Here is a 20558-nt window from a genome sequence, read left to right as displayed (position 1 = left end):
AGTTGTACACATATAAAAGACACTGTACCAAACTTTCTTAGGAGGCTGTTTCATGGAATCATTCATCCCTATCCTCAATGCCATTGACTCCTTTATGTGGGGCCCCCCGCTCATCACGCTGCTCGTCGGCACGGGCATCTTTCTGACCATCCGTCTGAAGCTGCTGCAGGTCTTCCGCCTGCCGCATGCGCTGCGCCTGATCTTCAAGGCACAAAACAACGGCCGCGGCGATGTCTCAAGCTTCAAGGCCCTCTGCGTCGCACTTGCCGCCACAGTCGGCACGGGCAACATCGTCGGCGTAGCTACGGCCGTCAAGGTCGGCGGCCCCGGCGCTCTGTTCTGGATGTGGGTCGCTGCCTTCTTCGGCATGGCCACGAAATACTCCGAGGGCCTGCTGGCCGTAAAATTCCGCTCCGTCGATGAGAAGGGCGATATCGCCGGCGGCCCGATGTTCTACATCCGCAACGGCATGGGCGAGAAATGGAAGCCGCTCGCGACCTTCTTCGCCTTCGCCTGCATCGGCGTTGCCTTCTTCGGCATCGGCACCTTCCCACAGGTCAATGCCATCGTCGACAGCATGCAGATTTCCTTTGGCTTCCCGAAGATTGCCACGGATGTCATCCTGACGGTCTTCATCGCCGCCATCACACTCGGCGGTTTGCAGAGCATCGCCAAAGTCGCCTCGGGCGTCATCCCGTTCATGGCGCTTTCCTACATCGCCATCAGCCTCGGTCTCATCGTCATCAACATCGACCAGGTCCCGGCAGCACTCGGGCTCATCATCTCGGATGCCTTCACTGGCACGGCCGCAGCCGGCGGCTTTGCCGGTTCCACAGTCATGATGGCCATGCAGAACGGTATCGCTCGCGGCGTCTTCTCCAATGAATCCGGCCTCGGCTCCGCGCCGATCGCCGCCGCTGCGGCCAAGACGAAATGGCCGGCCGAGCAGGGCCTGATTTCCATGACAGGTACCTTCATCGATACAATCATCATCTGCACGATGACGGGCCTCTCGCTCGTCCTCACGGGCGTCTGGCAGGGCGATCTCGCCGGCGCAGCCATGACGAGCGCGGCATTTGCCACCTCCTACGGCTTCATCGGCAGCCAACTCCTGACGATCGCTCTCGTGCTCTTCGCCTTCACGACGATCCTCGGCTGGAACTACTACGGCGAACGTGCCTGCATCTACCTCTTCGGCACGAAGGGTGTCATGCCCTACCGCCTGATCTTCATCGCTCTCATTGCATCCGGTGCCTTCCTCAAGCTCGAAGCCATCTGGGTGCTCGCCGATATCGTCAACGGCCTCATGGCCATCCCGAACCTCATCGCACTCATCGCACTCTCCGGCGTCATTGTCGCGGAAACGAACCGCTACCTCAACCGCCGCCAGCGCGCCAAACGCATCATAAAACACGGATGATAACAAACACACGCTGCAAGGACTTTTGAGGAGGGGATATGTGGACATAAGCGAAGCGTTGGCGCCCTGCGTCAAGAATCGATTTAGCAGGCCGACTTCGCGCAGCGTTGCCCGCATATCCCCGGAGCCCCTTTTCCCTTGCAGCCCGAAAGGCCATTGTCTTGCGTCAATCGCGCATAAGGCAATGGCCTTTTTTCCTGCCCCGTAGTAAAATAGAAGTAATACGCATTCAGAAAGAAGGTTTTTCCTACGGGTACGCACATGCATACGCTCCTGAAATCAAACCGGCAGGTCTTCCTCGAAGGAGTTCACGACGGCACGCCGATTGCCCTCGGGTACTTCGTCGTCTCCTTCACGCTGGGCATCGCCGCCCGCAACGCCGGGCTCGACCCCCTGCAGGGCTTCCTGGCCAGCTTCTTCAACAATGCCTCGGCCGGTGAATACGCGGGCTTCACGGTCATCGCGGCCGACGCCCCGTACCTCGAGATCGTCCTGATCACGCTCGTGGCCAATGCCCGCTACATGCTCATGAGCTGCGTTGTCAGCCAGAAATTCCGTCCCGGCACCTCCATCTGGCACCGCATCTTCGTCGGCTTTGACATCACCGACGAGATTTTCGGCATCACAATCGCACGCCACGGCTCGCTCAACCCCTATTACAATTACGGGGCCATGGCACTTGCACTGCCCGGCTGGTCGCTCGGCACGGCACTCGGCGTCGTCGCCGGCAACATCCTGCCCGGCAGCGTGGTCAGCGCCCTCTCCGTCGCACTCTACGGCATGTTCCTCTGGGTCATCATCCCGCCCGCAAGAACGAACCGCGTCGTCGCAGGACTCGTGCTCCTGAGCTTCGCGCTGAGCCTTGCCGCCTCACTCGCTCCCGTGCTCTCCAGTTGTTCATCCGGCACGCGCACGATCATCCTGACTGTCGTCATCGCCGCGCTCGGCGCCATTTTCTTCCCAATTGATGATCAGACGGACTCCATCGAAGACGAGGAAGAAGGAGGAGACGGCCATGCAGCATGATATCTACATCTACCTCATCCTGATGTCAGCCGTGACGCTGGCCATCCGCATCCTGCCGCTGACCCTGATCCGCGGCCAGATCCGCAGCCGTTTCTGGCGTTCCTTCCTGTTTTACGTACCTTACGTAACACTGGCCGTCATGACGTTCCCGGCCATTACCGAAGCCACGCAGACGCCCGTAAGCGGCACGCTGGCCCTGGTTTGCGGCATCGCCCTCGCCTGGTACGGTGCGAGTCTCTTCAAGGTCGCAGCAGCCTGCTGCCTCGTCGTCTTCATCAGCGAGTTCATCCTGCTCTGACCGGCACGACGTCCTGACAATTCCATAACCAATGACAAAATGAGCAGGAGCCCCGCACATGACGGAGTTCCTGCTCATTTTTATGCCTGTTCACCCAGGAGCGATGCGTATAAAAGATAATCCCTCTGCTCAAAGACATCGAAAACGACGCGTTTGATGGAAGTATGCAGCCGCTCATCCAGCCACTTCTGCACAGTATGAACGGCAATTTTTGCAGCCTCTTCCTTAGGGAAGTGAAATACCCCTGTTGATATACAGCAGAAGGCAACACTCTTGAGGCCGTGCTTTGGAGCAAGAGCAAGGCACGACTCGTAACACGAGACCAGCAGCCGGCGATGCTCGTTCGTCAATCTGCCCTGCACGATGGGTCCTACCGTATGCAGGACGAAGCGTGCAGGCAGGTGATGGCCGGAAGTAATCTTAGCTTTGCCCGTCGACTCCTCGTGGCCCTGTGCCTGCATGAGCTTGTAGCAGTCGTAGCGCATCTCCACACCAGCCATCGTCTGCTCGATGTTGTCGATACAGTTGTGATTGGGCTGAAAGCAACCGAGCATCTGGCTGTTGGCCGCATTGACAATCGCATCGATACGCAGCCGCGTGATATCGCCGCGCCAGAGAGCCAGCCGTGGATCAATAGCGGATAGCGGCAACTCCATGGCGTCGACAATGCCCTTTTCTTTTGTCATCCGCTCAAGCAGTGCGCCCTCGATTTCCTTGAATTCCCGAGGAACCGGCGCGGGAGGACGGACATTGAACAATGCACGCAACAGATGCCATTGCCCGGCTTCATCGTCTGGGATGCGGTAATGAGCGTACTCCGGCATCTCACGCTGCAGGTAGCGGATGAGCCAGATGCGACGTTCCTCCTGTATCATACGCCAACACCTCCCGCTTCCTTATCCTGATGCAAATCATGCAGTACCCTGCCGATATCTTCCTCCATGCAGAGACTCCTGCGGCGAATGGCCTCCAGGCAGGCTGCGCCGCCTTTGTTGATGCTGACATAGAACGCTTGCGGATTCTGCTTCGTGTAGTACCAGAACGGGTACTTAATGATGACGGGGGTGTTCATGCCGACGCCAAGCTCAAGATACAAGATGCGGCTTTTTTCATGATTCCGCAGGAACTCCTTATAACGCCGCTGCGCCTCATGCCAGCCCTCATCCTCGACGAAACGATCATCGCAGCGCAGGCTGACCATCATATCACGTCCATCATCGGGACATTTCGGCACGAGTCCTGACGGCACAGTCATCTTGAGTTTGCCCGCAGACGGCACATCAAAGCTGCCGTCTGCCCCGCGGACAAAGCCCTGCGCCTCGAGCATGGATTCGACCATCTCGCGGTTGTCATACGTCTTCGCTACTTCTGGCCGCACGCTCTGCAGCAGGCCGTAGTCGCCCTGCGTGTAGAAAAGCCGTCGTTTATCAAAGCCATTCCTCTGAAACTGGTGGTCGACATTCGTCGTCAGCACAAAGTAGTCCTTGTCACGCATGAGCTGCAACAGCAGCGGATAGATATCGGATGGTGCGTCGATATAACGGTTGAAATAGATATGACGGCTCCACCAGGCCCAGTAGACCTCAGGACTCGGGAACGGATAGAACCCGCCTGTGTACATATCGCGGATGCCGTACTTCTCAGCAAAGTCAGCAAAGTACTTCTGGAAGCGCGTGCCGCCATACGTAAGACCCGCCGCCGTCGAGAGGCCCGCCCCGGCCCCCACGAGCACTGCATCCGCCTGTGCCAGCTTCTCCCGCAGCACCGCCAGCTCCTCTTCATAGAGGGCAGCTGCTGGATAGATGGCCTTGTCTTGAAAACCAAACATATCGTAATTCTCCGTACCTGTTTTACATGCAGAAAAGAAACTTATGCGCGGACGACCGAGATGCGCTGCTGGATGTGATGGCCCTTCTCAATCTCATCGACCATCGCAATGGCGTAGTCGGCATACGAGATGACAGATTCATTCCTGCTGTTGAGCGTGAACTCTTCACCGGCGAGAATGTACTTGCCCGTGCGCTCGCCGTCGGCCTGGAAATCAGCGGCCGGGCTGATGTGCGTCCACTTGACGTCCTTGCGCTCGCGCAGCTCGTCGAGGGATTTGGCCATTGCCTTGGACAGCGGCAGATACTCTGCCGGGAAATCCGGCGCATCGAACAGCTGCATCGTATGCTCTGGATTGAGGTAGAGTGAACCGGCACCACCGACGATCAGCAGGCGCGTATCCGTACCCGAGAGGATGTCGGCGAGGTGCTGCGTCGTCGTGGAATAAAGAGGCAGTGTCTCTTCCTTCCAAGCGCCGAATCCATCGACAACGGCATCGAAACCAGCGAGGTCTTCCTTCGTGAGGTCGAGGATGTCTTTCTTGCGGTAATCCTTTGCCTGCGTGTCATTTTCCGCATGGCGGCCAAAGGCGACAACCTCATGGCCGCGATTCAGAGCCTCGGCGATAACTTTCTTAGCGACACGTCCATTTGCTGCTACAACTGCGATTTTCATGATAACATTCTCCTTTTCACGCTCAGGGCTCTGCCCCGTTTCTTTCGCAATTAATTATGTAACTTTCTTTATTACATCTTACATTTCGTATAATACCATCCACGAGTATTGTTGTCAATAATTTTATTACATCTTTTTCCAAAAAAGAACACGCAGCAATTTCCAAGAAATGCGTGCGTGTTCTTGCTATCAGACTTCCCGTATAAAACAGTAAATCACCATGGCGCCTCAAGAGTTTTCACCTATATCATGTACTACATCCTTTTCAATCAGGCGATGCTCGACTAGCGAAGCGTAGAATACCTTGCCGTAATTGGCATTATCGGCCAGACGCCAGATGGAATACACCCGCTTCGTGTTGCCCTTAAGCGTATGGATGCAGTAAATCACGCTTCTCTCCTTGCCGGACTCCGCATTAGCGAGTTGCTGATGAACCATTTCCTTGACACGTTCCCGGTCACATCCACAAATGATATTTTCCTGGATGCCCTGCGTGAAATTCATGAACTCATTGACATTCTGGCACTCAAATAGCTCGAGCATTGTCTTGTTGACGAAAAGGATCCTGCCGCGCGGTGCAGCCTCGCAGACGAGCAAGGCCGTCGGCAGATTGCTCGCGATTGTCTCAAGGTTGAAGCCGAGCGACGTGCGGTTGAGCTTCTCCATCGTCTCCTCATAGCAGCGGTAGTGGTTGCGCCCGCGCAGCTTGACAGCGTAAAGCGCCGCATCAGCCTGATGGAAGAGCTTCGAGAGCGTCATATCGGCGCCCGTATACAGGGCATAGCCGATGGACACGGAAAAATCATGCGTCTCGCCGCCGAAACAGAAATACTTCGGCTGTGCAGAAAAAGACTTGATCTTGTCCAGGACTTCTTCAGGCGTAGCATTCTTCATAAAGATGGCAAACTCATCGCCGCCGTTGCGCCCGATGATGTGATTCTCGCCGAAGGCGGCACGCAGTTTGCGTGCCAGTGTACGCAGGGCTTCATCGCCGGCCAGATGGCCATGAAGATCATTGATGAACTTGAACGCATCGATGTCGATGCTGATGAGCGCACCCGGCTCATTGGGATGGCGCAGCAGCCAGGTCTGGATGGCATGGTCGAGTCCCATGCGATTGAGAATGCCCGTCAGGGGATCATGGCGCGAAACGTATTGCAGATTTTGCTGCGACGCAGCCACCTTCTGCACCATCGACTGGAAATTGCGGCTGAGCTCGCCGATATCATCTTGATGCGTATCATGCAGATCGATATCGAAACGACCAGCCTCCACCGATTTTGCCGCGCCGATGACCTTCTGCAGGCGGATGGACAGGCGGTTGATCATGAAGACTGGCAGCAGCGAGACGATGAGGCAGACGAGAATCAGGCCGATGCCCATCTGCATCAGGGCTTTATGCGTCCGGGAATAAATCTGACGGACATTGCGCAGATCCATGAGATTCATGTTGTTGCGCAGCGACGTCACCGCCGCGATGCTGTCCTTGCCTTTCCATTGATACGAAATCATCTTGGCATCGGTCATGCCGGCAACTTTCACTTCATCCGCGGAGCTTTCCAGATGGATATCGAGATCCTCGAGCCGCACGCCCTGAGGATCTTCCGGTGAATACGTCATCTTACCGCTGGCATCGCTGAGAATCATCATGCCGTGATCGCCTTCCGGCGGTTCGTCCCCATAAATGTCGCGCATAAACGACTCAAAATCGAGGTCGATGCCCAAGATAGCTACCATGACCCCCTGCTTATAGACAGGGCATACGTAGGAGATGATATAACGCTGCAAGGCCTCTGAATAATACGGCGCGAGCCAGGCGGCCTGTCCCTGCTCGGTCATGTAGGAAAATGCCTTGACATGGCGTGGCGAGGAATAAAGCCCCTCTGCACGAGCTTTTGCCCGTACATCGGTAAATGTGCCATTCTTGTCCATATCCGCCTTCCAGAGAGCGGAAACATTCTCCGACGGATAATACAGATAATACGAACAGATCAGGCTGAGGCCCGGCACAGCGCCCTGGAAGTCATTGTCCACGAGTCTGGCTACGTCCCGCTGAAACGCCGGATCCCGGAGCAGCCGGGTATCCGTGATTTCCCGTTCGACCGAATGCGTCGCATAATCCACGATATTTTCGGAACGCAGCAGTTCATCATTCATATCAGCCGTCTTCCCGTCGACAATATGATTCATGTTCTGCAGCTCATAGTCATGCGTCAGATGTGAAATTGTCCAGATACTGATACCACCCATGCAAAGGGCCATCAGAAGCATGCCGGCAAGGCACACGGCCAAAACCTTTCGTTTTAACGAGTAAAACAGCTTCATGACAAATCCTTTCCGTCCGACTGCAATCCATAAACAAATGAATGTCTGAGATTGGTTCCTCCCCAATCATTATATCCTATTCGCCAGAAGAACGAATATTCCTGTATTTATTTCAGGTATTTTTGCCCCCCCCCGAAAGGACAAACAGGTTCTGCCAGCAGTTCCGTCTGCTCCGGCTCCCCTTTGCTGCCTTCGGGACGCGAGGGAAAGAAGACCTGCAGGACGCGCGCATCAGCCGGTTTTCCCGCATAAGCGCCGATCAGGAAGAACAGCAGCGAGACGGTGATGCCGATGGTGATCTGGTGGAGGCCCATGACCTTGAAGCCAAGGCCCTGCGTCAGGCAGTAAGCAAGGGTGCCGCCGCCCATCGACAGGATGGCGCCGAGCTTATTGGCCCTCTTCCAGAAGAGCCCGAAGAGCAGCGTCCAGAAGAAGGCTGTCTCCAGGCCGCCAAACGCAAACATATTGATGATCCAGATGAGGCTCGGCGGCGTCAGCGCGATGAAGAAGACCGCCACGCCGATGGCAGCCGTCACGACAACGGAGAGCAGGCGCAGGCGGCGTGCCGGAACCTCTTCTTCATGTTTCTGCTTATAGTGCAGATAGACATCCTTGACAATGGCCGATGACGCGACGATCAGGAGGCCCGAGATTGTCGAGATTGACGCCGCCAGCGGCCCGATGATGGCAAAGCCCACGAGCGCCGAGGGCATGGCCGCGACGATGGTCTTCGGGATGATGTAGTCGACACCGCCGTAATCGGCCGGCGAGCCCGTGAGCACGCCATGAGCCAGGATGCCCGTGAAATTGACGCCGATGTTCATGAAGCCCACGACAACCGTGCCGATGAGCATCGCGCGGTGCAGGCTCTTCGTGTCCTTGTAGCTGATGCCGCGCACGACGGACTGCGGCAGGGCAATCGTGCAGATGCCCACGAGAATCCACTGCGTGAGATAGAGGCCAACGGGCATGTGTCCGGCCGAAAGCGGTTCCAGCATCTCGGGATGCTGCACGTGAATGTTTTCCATGATGGCCGTGTAGCCGCCGCCAGCCGATAATACGTAATAGAGAAGCAGCACGATGCCGCCCATCATCATCAGGGCGCAGCAGGTATCCGTAAAGGCCACGGCCCGGAAGCCGCCGATACTCGTGTAGACGACGACCACGAGGCCAAAGAGCAGGAGCCCCGTCTCGTAGCTGTAGCCTGTGACGGTCGCGAAGAGCTTGGCGCCGCCGACAAACTGAGCCGTCATCGTGCCGCAGAAGAACAGCACGATGATGAAGGCCGCCATGGCCGCGAGGCCATCGGACTGGAACCGTTCACGAATGATATCGACAACAGTCACAGCATCAAAGCGGCGCGAGAGCAACGCCACGCGCTTGCCAAAGATGCCGAGCACGAGAAAGATGGATGTGACCTGGACGACGGCCATGTAGATCCAGCCGAAACCAATGGAAAATGCCATGCCCGGCCCGCCGACAAACGAGCTCACAGAACTGTACGTGGCAACCGTCGTCATGGCCAGCACAAAGCCGCCGAGATCGCGGTTGCCGATGAAATACTGGGAGACAAAATCGCGGCCAAGCCCATGACTCGAGCGCCGGACCCAGAAGCTGATGCCCACCATGATGCCCATGAAGACGAGCAACGGCAAGAGTGCCAAGAGATTCCCCTCATTTGTCATGACGAGTCACCTCCTCATCCTCAAGCGACATATCGCGGAAGACGAAATGCGTCAGCGCCTTGACGCCCACGATGGCAAACACCCATACACCGAGGCTCGATGCCCAGACCCAGAGCGGCAGATGCAAAAACTCCACCTGTGTGCCCGCGAGGCCAAAGCCCGCCGCCGTCCAGAACAGGATCAGCGTGAGCAGCAGCGCTCCCGTCGCACCAGCTTCTTTCTTGACCTGCTGGTACTTCTCATAGTTATTCATGTTTTTCCTCCTTGTACAGTCGCACCTTAATCCATGCGTACCGTCGTTTTTATGATAACACGATTGGGAGGAAATGCCAAACAAAACAAAGAGCAGGAACCGTAAAAAAACAGCTCCTGCTCTTTGTTTATAGAATGTTTCACAATGTAATATGGAAGCAAACACCAGCTGCCGCTCGCAGGCGGCGAGCCGGTGTTTGGCTTAGTCAGCTTCATGCAACATCCGTAATGTTGATCTCATGACCTTTTGCCTCGGTCTTGGCCGTCTTCGGCATATGGACGGCGAGAACGCCATCTTTGTACTCAGCGGTGCATTTGGCATCATCGATGTTGTCGATGTAGAACGAACGGCTCATCGAGCTCGTATGACGCTCGCGGCGTACATAGTTGCCCTTCTCGTCCTTTTCATCGGACTTCTCATCCTTCTTCGTGGCGATGGTCAGGTAATTGTTCTCGTAGGTAAGGGAGATGTCTTCCTTCTTGAGGCCAGGCAACTCAGCCGTAAGATCGTAACTGTCGCCATTATCTTTGACATCAACCTTGAATTCCGGAGCCTTGAAGCTCGTCATGAACGGTTCATCAAAGACGTCCAGCAGGCGATCGAATACGTTGTCTTCCTTAGCTAAATCATGACGTGATGCAAATGGAACCAAACCAAACATAATCAAGATCCCCTTTCTGAAGTCTCAGCCCGTGGCATAAGCCCTGCGGCTCTTTGCCCGGACCCTTTTGCGAATTGTTGAGGTTACGTCCGGAGGTTTGCGGTTCGCTCTCGGACCTTCCGGCCTTCCTGCTCTCTCAACCTCCTTACAATTCTTATTATACTCAAATTAGTCAAAAAGTCAATAAGTCAAAAAGAAAAATAGTTTTTTTACAAAAAAGCAGGGCTGCCTGCACGAAAGACAGACAGCCCTGCTGAAAATACTATGCGCTTAGTCCAGAGCCTTGAACGCCTGGTCGAGATCGTAGATGATATCGTCGATATGCTCCGTACCGATGGACAGGCGGATCGTCGACGGTGTGATGCCGGAAGCGGCGAGCTCCTGCTCGTTCATCTGGGAATGCGTCGTCGAAGCCGGATGGATGACAAGGGATTTGACATCGGCCACATTTGCCAGCAGGCTGAAGACCTTGAGGTGGTCGATGAACTTCTTGGCAGCCTCAGCGCCGCCCTTGATCTCGAACGTGAAAATCGAGATGCCGCCGTTCGGGAAGTACTTCTTGTAGAGCTCATGATCCGGATGGTTCGGCAGCGACGGATGGTTGACCTTATCGACATGCGGGTTCTTGGCCAGATAATCGACGACCTTGAGGGCGTTCTCGACATGGCGCTCAACGCGCAGCGACAACGTCTCCGTGCCCTGCAGCAGCAGGAAGGCATTGAACGGCGAGAGCGTTGCGCCCTCATCGCGCAGGATCAGCGTGCGGACGTACGTCGCAAAGGCTGCGGCGCCGACATCCTTGGCAAAGCTGATGCCATGGTAGCTCGGGTTCGGCTCAACGAACTGCGGGAACTTGCCCGAAGCGATCCAGTCGAACTTGCCGCCGTCGACAAGCACGCCGCCGAGCGTCGTGCCGTGACCGCCGATGAATTTCGTTGCGGAATGCACGACGATATCGGCACCGTATTCAAACGGACGCAGCTGATACGGCGTTGCAAACGTGCTGTCGACGACAAGCGGAATCTTGTGCTTATGCGCGATGTCAGCCACAGCCTGGATATCGATGAGGTTGGCATTCGGGTTGCCGACGGACTCGATGTAAACGGCGCGCGTATTCTCCTTGATAGCCTCCTCAAAGACCTCTACGCCCTTCGTCGGATCGACGAACGTCGTCTCGATGCCATAGTTCGGGAACGTGTGCTCAAAGAGGTTGTACGTGCCGCCGTAGATCGTCGTGGCAGCGACGATGTGCTGGCCATGGTGAACGAGAGCCTCGAGCGTATACGTGACGGCAGCTGCGCCGGAAGCAACGGCAACAGCGGCCACGCCGCCCTCGAGTGCTGCGATGCGCTTGGAGAAGACATCCTCCGTCGGATTCGTCAGACGGCCGTAGACGTTGCCGGCATCCTTGAGCGCAAAGCGGTCAGCGGCATGCTGCGCATTGTGGAACACGAAGGACGTCGTCTGATAAATCGGTACGGCACGCGCATCCGTGGCAGGATCAGCCTGCTCCTGACCAACATGCAGCTGCAGCGTTTCAAAATGATACTTTCTCTCTTCACTCATGAATAACGGCCCCTTTCTATGACGGCTCACCCGAATGGTGTTTAAACATATCTATTTAATATGTTTACATTATAATTGTAACACTGTAACTTGTCAAGGGGCAGGCTCATTTTTTTACAGTCGTCTGTCCATCACCAGCAGAAGCCTGTTTATCAGCCGAACCGTCTGCCTTGCTGTCCGCATCCGGACGATTCCAGATATAGCCGCGCAGGTTCACCTGCTGAATGAGATCCGTCATGGCCTCACGCGCCAGATAGGAAGCCGTGCCCGTCGTGGAATAGTCGTCATCGTAGAAACGGGAGGCCTTCTTGTCGACGGCCTTGTCCGTCGCACGGTCGTACACGACGAGCTCAAGCGAAACGTAGCTGTGCAGGATGATGTCGCGGTCCCAGTGCCAGCTCATCGTCGTGTACTGGACGTAGTCGTTAACGATGGGGATTACGACGAGATCCGCGCCGAGCTTATCGGCTATGGCCTTTGCCCTGTCCTTGACTTTCCGTGAGCTGCTTTCAGCTGCGGCCTCGTCCCAGGCAGCCAGGCAGTCCTTCTCCGGCAGGTACTCCACACGGTGCAGCGTGCCGTTGAGCGGCACATGCAGGGCCCTGTCGATCTGCCTCTCGAGGTCGTCCGTCACCTCCAGGCCCGGCTCGAGCCAGGACGACTGCACGATGAGCGGGAACTGCGCCACCTTCAGGGGCTGGCGTTCCGCCGCTCCCGCCACGCCGCAGAAAGCCGTCAGCATCACGAGCATACAGAGAAAAGAGAGTAACTTGCGCATGATAAACACCTCCAGAACATCTCAGGCAGCAGCCGTTTTCGCGTGCAGCACTGCCAGAATCAATGAATGGCCTTTTTCTTGAAACGGCCGCCCACGATATCGTGCACGGCATTGATTGTCACGAAGGCATTCTCATCCTTCTCGAGCACAATTTCCTTGAGCTTGTCGACCTCGAGACGGGTGACGACACAGTAGAGGACTTCCTTTGGCTCGCCCGTGTAGCCGCCCTGGCCGTGCAGCAGGGTGACGCCACGGCCCAGGCGGTCGTTGAGGGCGGAAGTAATCTCGTCATGCTCGTTCGTGACAATCATGACGGCGTACGATTCATCGAGGCCCTTGATGACGACATCGATCATCTTCGAGATGACGAAGTAAGCCACCAGAGAATACATAGCCTTATCCCAGCCATAGAGCAGGCCGGCGCTCGACAGGATGAAGAGGTTGATGAACATGACGACCTCGCCAACCGAGAACACGGACTTCTTGTCCATGATGATGGCGACGATCTCCGTGCCGTCCAGCGAGCCGCCCGCGCGGATGATGAGGCCCACGCCGAGGCCGTCGATGATGCCGCCGAAGATGGCCGCGAGGAACGGATCGTCCGTCACGCGCGGAATCGGGGCAAAGACAGCCGACCAGGCCGAGAGCAGGCAGATGGCAATCGTCGTCGCGATGGCGAAGTTCTTGCCGATCTGCTTGTAGCCGAGATACAAGAACGGGATGTTGAGCAGCACGAGGAATACGCCGAGCGACAGCCCCGTGATTGAGCTCATCATGATGGAAATACCGACGATGCCGCCATCGATAACGTTGTTCGGAATCAGGAACAATTCGAGTCCTACGGACGCGATGATGGCACCCAGGAAAATCGTCAGGTATTTCTTGACGTAAAATGACGCCTTGCGGTGCTGCTGGATTACCGCCTTGGCACGCTCCGTGGGCACAATCTTCTGTACATCTTGCTTGATATCGGTCATCTATCTTCCTCTTTTCCTATTTATACTGCGCTTCTGTACTTTACATTATATAAGAAAACACCTGCTTTCTCCATGAAAAAAATGTGAAATCTCTATACGACGTCCTTCTCCTGTCCATGGGTGTGCACAAGAAACTTGAACGCATATGATTTGCAATCGTTACCAATTATTTATGCTCATTTCTTTTGTATTCATAAGCGGATATGATTGACTTTGACTGACTTTGATGATATTATAGGCGTATAGAAAGGTGTGAACGCCATGCTTACGGAAGAACGATATGCCACGATCCTGCGCATCCTCAAGGAGAAGCGGGCCGTGACCGTTCCGGAACTGACCCGTGCACTCTGCACGTCGGAATCCACCATCCGCCGCGACCTGACGGTACTCCACAAACGCGGACTCCTCTACAAGGTCTACGGCGGCGCCACTTCCATCGACAACAACTACAGCGCCATGGAAGAAGACATGCCGACCAAGAACAGCCGCTGCACCGAAGAAAAAATCGCCATTGCGCGCCGCGCGGCCGCGCTCGTGACGAGGCGCGACTTCGTATACATCGATGCCGGCTCGACGACGCTGCATCTGGTGGATTTTCTCAAGGAACGTCAGGCCGTCTACGTGACGAACGGCCTGCCTCATGCCTCCCGCCTTTCCGCCAAAGGCTTCAAAGTCTTCATGTTAGGCGGACAGATCAAATCCGTCACGGAAGCCGTCATCGGCACCGAAGCCCTGCACAACCTGGAGCTCTACAACTTCACGAAGGGATTCTTCGGCGTCAACGGCATCAGCGTCAAGTCCGGCTTCTCCACTCCGGATTCGAGCGAGGGGCTCGTCAAGAGCGAGGCACTCTCCCGCTGCGAGCACGCGTACGTCCTGGCCGATCAGTCAAAGTTCAACAAGATCTCACCGATCACATTTGCCAATATCTCAAGTGCCACCATCATCACCGGTCATCTCATCGATAGGAAGTATCTGGACTGCACCACGATACTGGAAGGAGAGTAAGAAATGATCTACACCGTAACATTCAACCCGTCCCTCGACTACATCGTACGGCTCGATTCCTTCACGGCAGGCGAAATCAACCGCGTGAACTACGAGCAGGTACTCGGCGGCGGCAAGGGCATCAATGTCTCGATTGTCCTCGGGAACCTCGGCCACGAGAGCACGGCCCTCGGCTTCACGGCAGGCTTCACGGGCGAAGAGATCAAGCGCCAGCTCGATACCTTCGGCGTCAAGCACGACTTCGTGCAGCTGCCGGCAGGTTTCACGCGCATCAACGTCAAGGTAAAGGCCGAGAATGAGACGGAAATCAACGGCCAGGGACCGGACATCAGCGAAGCCAAGCGCGAAGAGCTCTTCGACAAGCTCGACAAGCTCCAGGAGGGCGATACGCTCGTGCTCGCCGGCTCCATCCCGAAGACGCTGCCGGATGACATCTATGAAAAGATCATGGCACGCCTTGAAGGCCGCGGCATCCGCATCGTCGTCGATGCCGAGAAGAAGCTCCTGCTCAATGTCCTCAAGTATCATCCGTTCCTCATCAAGCCGAACAACCACGAGCTCGGCGACATGTTCGGCGTCAAGCTCACGACGGACGAGGAAATCATCACCTACGCCAAGAAACTGCAGGAGAAAGGCGCACAGAACGTGCTGATCTCCATGGCCGGCGACGGCGCCATCATGCTGACGGCAGACGGCCGCCACTTCAAATGCCCGGCACCGAAGGGCAAGCTCGTGAACTCCGTCGGCGCCGGCGACTCCATGGTTGCAGGCTTCATCACGGGCTACATGGAATCGAACGGCGACTTCGAGACTGCCTTCCACATGGGCGTCGCCACGGGCTCCGCTTCCGCCTTCAGCGAGAATCTCGCCACGCGCCCGGAAGTCGAAGCACTCCTGAAAACCATTGCGTAATTCCATCCATTTATCAAAAAGGAGAGAAATAAATGCGTATCACTGACTTGCTCAAGAGTGAGAGCATCGCTCTGGGCGTAAAGCCGACTGACAAGAAGTCAGCCATCCGTCAGCTCGCCGACCTCATGGCAGCGTCCGGCAATCTCGCGGATAAGGAACAGTACTTAAACGATGTCTTCGCCCGCGAAGCTTCTGGCACGACGGGCCTCGGCGACGGCATTGCCACGCCGCACGCCAAGAGCAAAGGCGTCAAAGAAGCCGGCCTCGCCGCCATGACGGTTCCTGAGGGCATGGACTTCGAGTCCATGGACGGCAACCCCGCCCGCCTGTTCTTCATGATCGCAGCTCCGGATTCCGCCAATGACGCTCACATCCAGATTCTGCAGCAGCTTGCCATGATGATCATGGACCCGGACTTCAAGGAAGCCCTGATCGCTGCCAAGACGAAGGAAGAGTTCCTGCACCTCATCGACCTCAAGGAAGATGGCAAGTTCGAAGCACCGAAAGCGGAAGAAGCGGAAACGGTCGAAGAAGCCCCCAAGAGCGACCATATCCAGGTCCTGGCTGTCACGGCCTGCCCGACGGGCATCGCGCACACCTTCATGGCTGCCGAAAGCCTCGAGCAGCATGCCAAGAAGCGCGGCATCTCCATCAAGGTCGAGACGAACGGCTCCGGCGGTGCCAAGAACATCCTGACGGACGCTGAGATTGCCGCAGCTGACGGCATCATCGTCGCCGCCGACAAGAACGTCGCCATGGCCCGCTTCAATGGCAAAAAAGTCGTCATCACAAAGGTTGCCGACGGCATCAACAAGGCCGATGAGCTCATCGACCGCGCGCTCGCAGGCGATGCCCCCGTTTACCACGCTTCGGGCAGCGACACGGAAGAAAGCGCTGCTGACGTCCAGGGCGAGAGCCTCGGCCGCCAGATCTACAAGCACCTGATGAACGGCGTCTCGCACATGCTGCCGTTCGTCGTCGGCGGTGGTATCCTCATCGCCCTGGCCTTCCTGTTCGATGATTACTCCATCGACCCGAAGAACTTCGGCTCCAACACGCCGCTCGCCAAATTCTTCAAGGATATCGGCGGCGCCTCCTTCGGCTTCATGCTGCCGGTCCTCGCCGGTTTCATCTCCATGTCGATTGCTGACCGCCCGGGCCTTGCTGTCGGCTTCGTCGGCGGTGCTCTCGCCGGCACGACGGGCTCCGGCTTCCTCGGTGCCCTGATCGCCGGCTTCCTCGGCGGCTACATCGTCAACTTTCTCAAGAAAGCTTCGAAGTGCCTGCCGGAGTCCCTCGAAGGCATCAAGCCGATGCTCATCTATCCGTTCTTCGGCATCCTGATCATGGGCTTCATCAGCCTCTTCATCATCGCGCCGCCGGTCTCCGCCATCAACGGCTGGATGGTCGACACGCTGAAGAACATGGATCCGTCCGCCCGTATCTTCATGGGCATGATTGTCGCCGGCATGATGGCTGTCGACATGGGCGGCCCGATCAACAAGGCTGCTTACGTCACGGGCACGGGCCTCTTAGCTTCCGGTGAGTTCCACGTCATGGCTGCCGTCATGGCAGGCGGCATGGTCCCACCGCTCGCAATTGCCCTCTGCACGACGTTCTTCAAGAACCGCTTCACGGAGAGCGAGCGCAAAGCCGGTATCACGAACTACGTCATGGGCCTCTCCTTCATCACGGAAGGTGCCATCCCGTTCGCCGCAGCTGACCCGCTGCGCGTCATCCCATCCTGCGTCATCGGCTCGGCCGTGACCGGTGCATTGACGATGGCCTTCGACTGCACGCTGCGCGCTCCGCACGGCGGCATCTTCGTCGTCCCGACCATCGGCAACCCGCTGATGTACCTCGTATCGATCCTCGTCGGTGCCGTCATCGGCTGCATCGTGCTCTCCATCCTCAAGAAGCCGCTCAAGAAGGGCGAGGAATAAGAGCATTCACCCCATCAAAACAAGCAACAAAAAACGTGTCCGGACGGACACGTTTTTTATTGCCATGATTCAAATCAGATCGACCCCCTGCACACCCTCGAGGCTGCGCACGGCATCGACCACGATGACACCCTTGACGCCCTGTGGATTGTAGACCTCCAGGTCGATGGAAAGATACTTGCGCCCCTTCTTGCCCCAGCGGCCATCATCGAAGTCATCCGACTTGATCTTGACGCCGCGGATGCGCAGATGCAGCCCCTCCAGGCAATTGTTGATCAAAAGCATCTGTCCCGGACGGTCTATTGTGTGGATGGATAGCGAGAAATTCTTCTCATGATCCACCCACTCGTCAAGCTTTGAAAGCGTGCCAAGCGTCACGAAGACGAGTGCCGTCGTGATGAGCGCACCGGAATAGAAGCCGCCGCCCACGGCCAGCCCCACGCCCGCCACGACCCAGAGGCAGGCCGCCGTCGTCAGCCCCGTAACCGTCAGCCCCTCCTTCATGATAGCACCGGCGCCGAGGAAACCGATACCACTGACGACCTGCGCCGCCAGACGCGCCGGATCGGCATTCGTATGCCCTTCGACGCCCTGATAAATCCCTTCTGACATCACCATGATGAGGCAGGCGCCGAGACAGACGAGCACATTCGTCCGCAGGCCCGCTGACTTGCGCCGCGATTGCCGCTCATAGCCGATGATGCCGCCCAGGATACAGGACAGCACCAGCCGCAGCAGCAGCTCCTCATTCGATATCATCATAGTCCCCATACATCTGCATCCCTTTCTGTTATCCACAAAAGAATCCACACCTGTGGATAAACTGTTTTTCCACAAGCCCATTTTTTCATTTCCTACTATAATATATACAGGGCTATGTGCATATTGTGGCTAAAATTTTTCTCCTTTTCTGTGGATAATGTGGATAAATCCGTGGATAACCACCATATATACGAAAATCAACTTGTCAACGCCCATATCTTGCGCTTTTTACCGCGATTTTCCCCACCATATCCTGTGGATATCTCAATCACCTCATGACCTTGTTTTCCACAGGCAATACGGATGGGCAATCAGGCTCGAATTGTAATACCGTGCATCGCCGGAAACCTCCTGCCCTGTCCACTCGGGCTTTTCAAACGGCGTATCCTCCGCCGGCAGCTCAATCTCTGCCACACGCAGCCCCGCATTGTCTCCCGCGAAGACATCGACCTCCCAGGTAAAACCGCCCACCTCTTCGAGATAGCGCGTCTTCTCGATGAGCGGCTGCTCGCAGAGCTTCAGCAGAGCCTCGGCATCCGCACAGGGAATCTCGTACTCAAACTCCAGCCGCCGGATGCCCTCATTGCGTCCCTTGATCGTAAGGAATCCCTTGTCCCCCTTGATGCGCACGCGCACGATGCGTTCCGGCGCAGACAACAGATATCCCTGCGCAATGCGCACGCCCACATGCTGTGGCTGCCAGCCCTCTTTCACGAGGAATTTGCGTTCAATCTCATCTGCCATGAAAATCCTCCCCTTTCTTATCCTCATGCTATTCTAACACGCCTACAGTTTTTTTTCAGTCTTGTTGCTTACGATATGATGTGGATATCAAGAAAGTAATTGCATGGGAGCCCGCCGCTCTTTATAATAAGAATATACCCCAATAATGGGGAAGTTTTGCTATCATCAGAAAAGAAGGTATCAATTTGCAAACAAATCCGATCCCGCCGCGCCAGCCACGCCGTTCACGCCGCAAACGCCGCGTCTGGCTCTGGGTGCTGCTGGTCCTGGCCTTTGTCGGCGCAGCAGCCGCCGGTGCCCTGTTCGCATCGAACAGCCTGCTCGACAAATCAGCCGACGACGTTGTCGAAGACGGCCTGCTTACGGCCAAGGACAAATCGACCATCATGATCATGGGCGTCGATGAACGAGCAGACGACGTCGGACGCAGCGACACACTGATGGTCGCCACCATCGATCCGAAGAAGGACCAGGCCGCTCTCATGTCCATCCCGCGCGATACCCGCGTCAAGATCAAGGGACACGGCTGGGATAAGATCAATGCCGCCTACGCCTACGGCAGTGCCAAGGGTGGCACGGAAGGCGGCGAGAAGCTCGCTCAGCGCACCGTGGAGGATTTCCTCGGCGTCAATATGGACCACTACGTCGTCATCAACATCCAGGCGTTCCAGAAGATCATCGACGCCATCGGCGGCATCGACATCGATGTCGAGAAGCGCATGTACTACGAGGATCCCTGGGACGACGACGGCGGCCTCATCATCGACCTCAAGCCGGGCATGCAGCATATGGATGGCAAGACCGCCGTCACCTACGTGCGTTACCGCGACGAGGAAGGCGACATCGGGCGCATCAAGCGTCAGCAGAAATTCATGAAGGCCTGCATGGACAAGGTCACCTCGCCGACCATCATCCCGAAACTGCCTTCAGTCATCAAGGAAGTCATGTCCTCCGTCAAGACCGACCTCTCCTTCCGCCAGATGCTGGAATTCGCCGGCACGCTCAAGGAAGCCCAGAAGAATGGACTCAAGACGGAAATGGTCCCGGGCAAGCCCCTCTACATCGACGGCGTCAGCTACTGGATCCCGGATCTGCGCAAATTGCGCACGACGCTTGCCGACACGCTCGGCATCCAGCTCAACGCCAGCGAACGCGCCCTGCTCGACCGTGCCGAGCACGAGTACGAAAGCTCGATCCCGGCCAATGCTACGGCTGCCCCGGCGACGAAATCGTCAAACAGCAAGAGCAGCACGCAGAAGAGCACGCAGAGCTCAAGCAAATCCCAGTCCTCCAGCTCTGCGAAGTCGCACAGCTCCTCTTCAACGGAGAGCCAGAGCCGCAGTTCCTCCCAGACGCAGGAAAGCAGGTCCCCGTCCAGCAGCGTCAGCCAGGGCACGGCTCCTGCCGCTCCAACAAAAAACAGCGGCAACAATAGCAAGACACAGTGATTTTTTCGATAAATCCATAGGAACATATAGAGAAGCAGACATTTTTCCTGTCTGCTTCTCTTTTTCTTTGCGCATATAACTTCCGGTTATAGGCCTAATTAATAATGGATATTTGTAATTTCCGTATAAAACTATATAATAGTATTCAACACGATTTTACAGATTATTGAGTCATAACTAAAAATAATTTTTAAAGTGTAACATCAGTCACAGTAATTCATAATTACAATCGTTAAACTGGAAACATCGG

19 protein-coding genes are annotated in these 20558 nt (G+C 56.2%); 7 read left to right on the top strand and 12 right to left on the bottom strand.

Features of this window, described 5'->3' with window-relative positions; translation table 11 throughout:
- The first annotated feature begins 52 nt into the window (after positions 1 to 52).
- The 3 genes from DWX75_RS06450 to DWX75_RS06440 all read left to right on the top strand — a co-directional run bounded on the left by DWX75_RS06450 (position 53) and on the right by DWX75_RS06440 (position 2744).
- On the top strand, positions 53 to 1420 hold the full coding sequence (locus DWX75_RS06450) for a sodium:alanine symporter family protein (RefSeq protein WP_118015512.1): 1368 nt from the start codon (positions 53 to 55) through the stop codon (positions 1418 to 1420).
- Positions 1421 to 1681: 261 nt separating this feature from the next.
- Positions 1682 to 2446, top strand: coding sequence for an AzlC family ABC transporter permease (locus DWX75_RS06445; RefSeq protein ID WP_118015511.1), 765 nt, complete (start codon positions 1682 to 1684; stop codon positions 2444 to 2446).
- Positions 2436 to 2744 (top strand): AzlD domain-containing protein, encoded by a 309-nt coding sequence (locus DWX75_RS06440; protein WP_118015510.1) that lies wholly within the window; start codon positions 2436 to 2438, stop codon positions 2742 to 2744. Before DWX75_RS06445 ends, DWX75_RS06440 begins: the two co-directional genes overlap by 11 nt.
- An 80-nt stretch (positions 2745 to 2824) precedes the next feature.
- On the opposite strand, the gene DWX75_RS06435 is transcribed toward DWX75_RS06440, so the two are convergent.
- From DWX75_RS06435 to DWX75_RS06390, 10 genes are all read right to left on the bottom strand, one after another.
- On the bottom strand, positions 2825 to 3619 hold the full coding sequence (locus DWX75_RS06435) for a protein-ADP-ribose hydrolase (RefSeq protein ID WP_118015509.1): 795 nt from the start codon (positions 3617 to 3619) through the stop codon (positions 2825 to 2827).
- Positions 3616 to 4572 (bottom strand): Sir2 silent information regulator family NAD-dependent deacetylase, encoded by a 957-nt coding sequence (locus tag DWX75_RS06430; protein WP_118015508.1) that lies wholly within the window; start codon positions 4570 to 4572, stop codon positions 3616 to 3618. The genes DWX75_RS06435 and DWX75_RS06430 overlap by 4 nt, the downstream gene beginning before the upstream one ends.
- A 41-nt stretch (positions 4573 to 4613) precedes the next feature.
- A complete protein-coding gene (locus tag DWX75_RS06425; RefSeq protein ID WP_118015507.1) occupies positions 4614 to 5246 on the bottom strand; it encodes an NAD(P)-dependent oxidoreductase in 633 nt (210 codons plus the stop codon).
- A gap of 228 nt (positions 5247 to 5474) precedes the next feature.
- Entirely contained in the window at positions 5475 to 7496 is a 2022-nt protein-coding gene (locus tag DWX75_RS06420) for a diguanylate cyclase (protein ID WP_158558771.1), read from the bottom strand.
- 182 nt (positions 7497 to 7678) lie between these two features.
- Entirely contained in the window at positions 7679 to 9256 is a 1578-nt protein-coding gene (panF, locus tag DWX75_RS06415) for a sodium/pantothenate symporter (RefSeq protein ID WP_118015505.1), read from the bottom strand.
- Complete coding sequence (locus DWX75_RS06410; RefSeq protein WP_118015504.1) at positions 9246 to 9509, bottom strand: YhdT family protein; 264 nt, start codon at positions 9507 to 9509, stop codon at positions 9246 to 9248. The genes panF and DWX75_RS06410 overlap by 11 nt, the downstream gene beginning before the upstream one ends.
- A 211-nt stretch (positions 9510 to 9720) precedes the next feature.
- Complete coding sequence (locus tag DWX75_RS06405) at positions 9721 to 10170, bottom strand: Hsp20/alpha crystallin family protein (protein ID WP_118015503.1); 450 nt, start codon at positions 10168 to 10170, stop codon at positions 9721 to 9723.
- 270 nt (positions 10171 to 10440) lie between these two features.
- A complete protein-coding gene (locus DWX75_RS06400; RefSeq protein ID WP_118015502.1) occupies positions 10441 to 11736 on the bottom strand; it encodes an O-acetylhomoserine aminocarboxypropyltransferase/cysteine synthase family protein in 1296 nt (431 codons plus the stop codon).
- Between the two features lie 106 nt (positions 11737 to 11842).
- On the bottom strand, positions 11843 to 12514 hold the full coding sequence (locus DWX75_RS06395; protein ID WP_118015501.1) for a hypothetical protein: 672 nt from the start codon (positions 12512 to 12514) through the stop codon (positions 11843 to 11845).
- A gap of 59 nt (positions 12515 to 12573) precedes the next feature.
- A complete protein-coding gene (locus DWX75_RS06390; RefSeq protein WP_233519500.1) occupies positions 12574 to 13491 on the bottom strand; it encodes a YitT family protein in 918 nt (305 codons plus the stop codon).
- Positions 13492 to 13752: 261 nt separating this feature from the next.
- Between DWX75_RS06390 and DWX75_RS06385 the strand changes: the two genes are divergently transcribed.
- The 3 genes from DWX75_RS06385 to DWX75_RS06375 are packed head-to-tail and all read left to right on the top strand — an operon-like array spanning position 13753 to position 17354.
- Positions 13753 to 14499, top strand: a complete 747-nt coding sequence (locus tag DWX75_RS06385) for a DeoR/GlpR family DNA-binding transcription regulator (protein WP_118015500.1) — start codon at positions 13753 to 13755, stop codon at positions 14497 to 14499.
- A 3-nt stretch (positions 14500 to 14502) separates the two neighbouring features.
- Positions 14503 to 15411, top strand: coding sequence for a 1-phosphofructokinase (pfkB, locus tag DWX75_RS06380; RefSeq protein WP_118015499.1), 909 nt, complete (start codon positions 14503 to 14505; stop codon positions 15409 to 15411).
- 32 nt (positions 15412 to 15443) lie between these two features.
- Positions 15444 to 17354 carry a fructose-specific PTS transporter subunit EIIC gene (locus DWX75_RS06375; protein WP_118015498.1) on the top strand — a complete coding sequence of 637 codons (1911 nt, stop codon included), beginning with the start codon at positions 15444 to 15446 and terminating at the stop codon, positions 17352 to 17354.
- Positions 17355 to 17423: 69 nt separating this feature from the next.
- Here the strand turns inward: DWX75_RS06375 and DWX75_RS06370 are convergent, their stop codons facing one another.
- Both DWX75_RS06370 and DWX75_RS06365 read right to left on the bottom strand, forming a co-directional pair.
- Positions 17424 to 18113 (bottom strand): MgtC/SapB family protein, encoded by a 690-nt coding sequence (locus tag DWX75_RS06370; protein ID WP_199497538.1) that lies wholly within the window; start codon positions 18111 to 18113, stop codon positions 17424 to 17426.
- A 276-nt stretch (positions 18114 to 18389) separates the two neighbouring features.
- Positions 18390 to 18860, bottom strand: coding sequence for a CYTH domain-containing protein (locus tag DWX75_RS06365; RefSeq protein ID WP_118015497.1), 471 nt, complete (start codon positions 18858 to 18860; stop codon positions 18390 to 18392).
- A gap of 185 nt (positions 18861 to 19045) precedes the next feature.
- Here DWX75_RS06365 and DWX75_RS06360 point away from each other — a divergent pair, with 185 nt between their 5' ends.
- Entirely contained in the window at positions 19046 to 20308 is a 1263-nt protein-coding gene (locus DWX75_RS06360) for an LCP family protein (protein WP_199497536.1), read from the top strand.
- The last annotated feature ends 250 nt before the right edge of the window (positions 20309 to 20558 follow it).

The organism is Mitsuokella sp. AF21-1AC (assembly GCF_003458855.1).
GTDB lineage: Bacteria > Bacillota > Negativicutes > Selenomonadales > Selenomonadaceae > Mitsuokella.
This window is presented reverse-complemented; position numbering and strand designations above follow the sequence as displayed.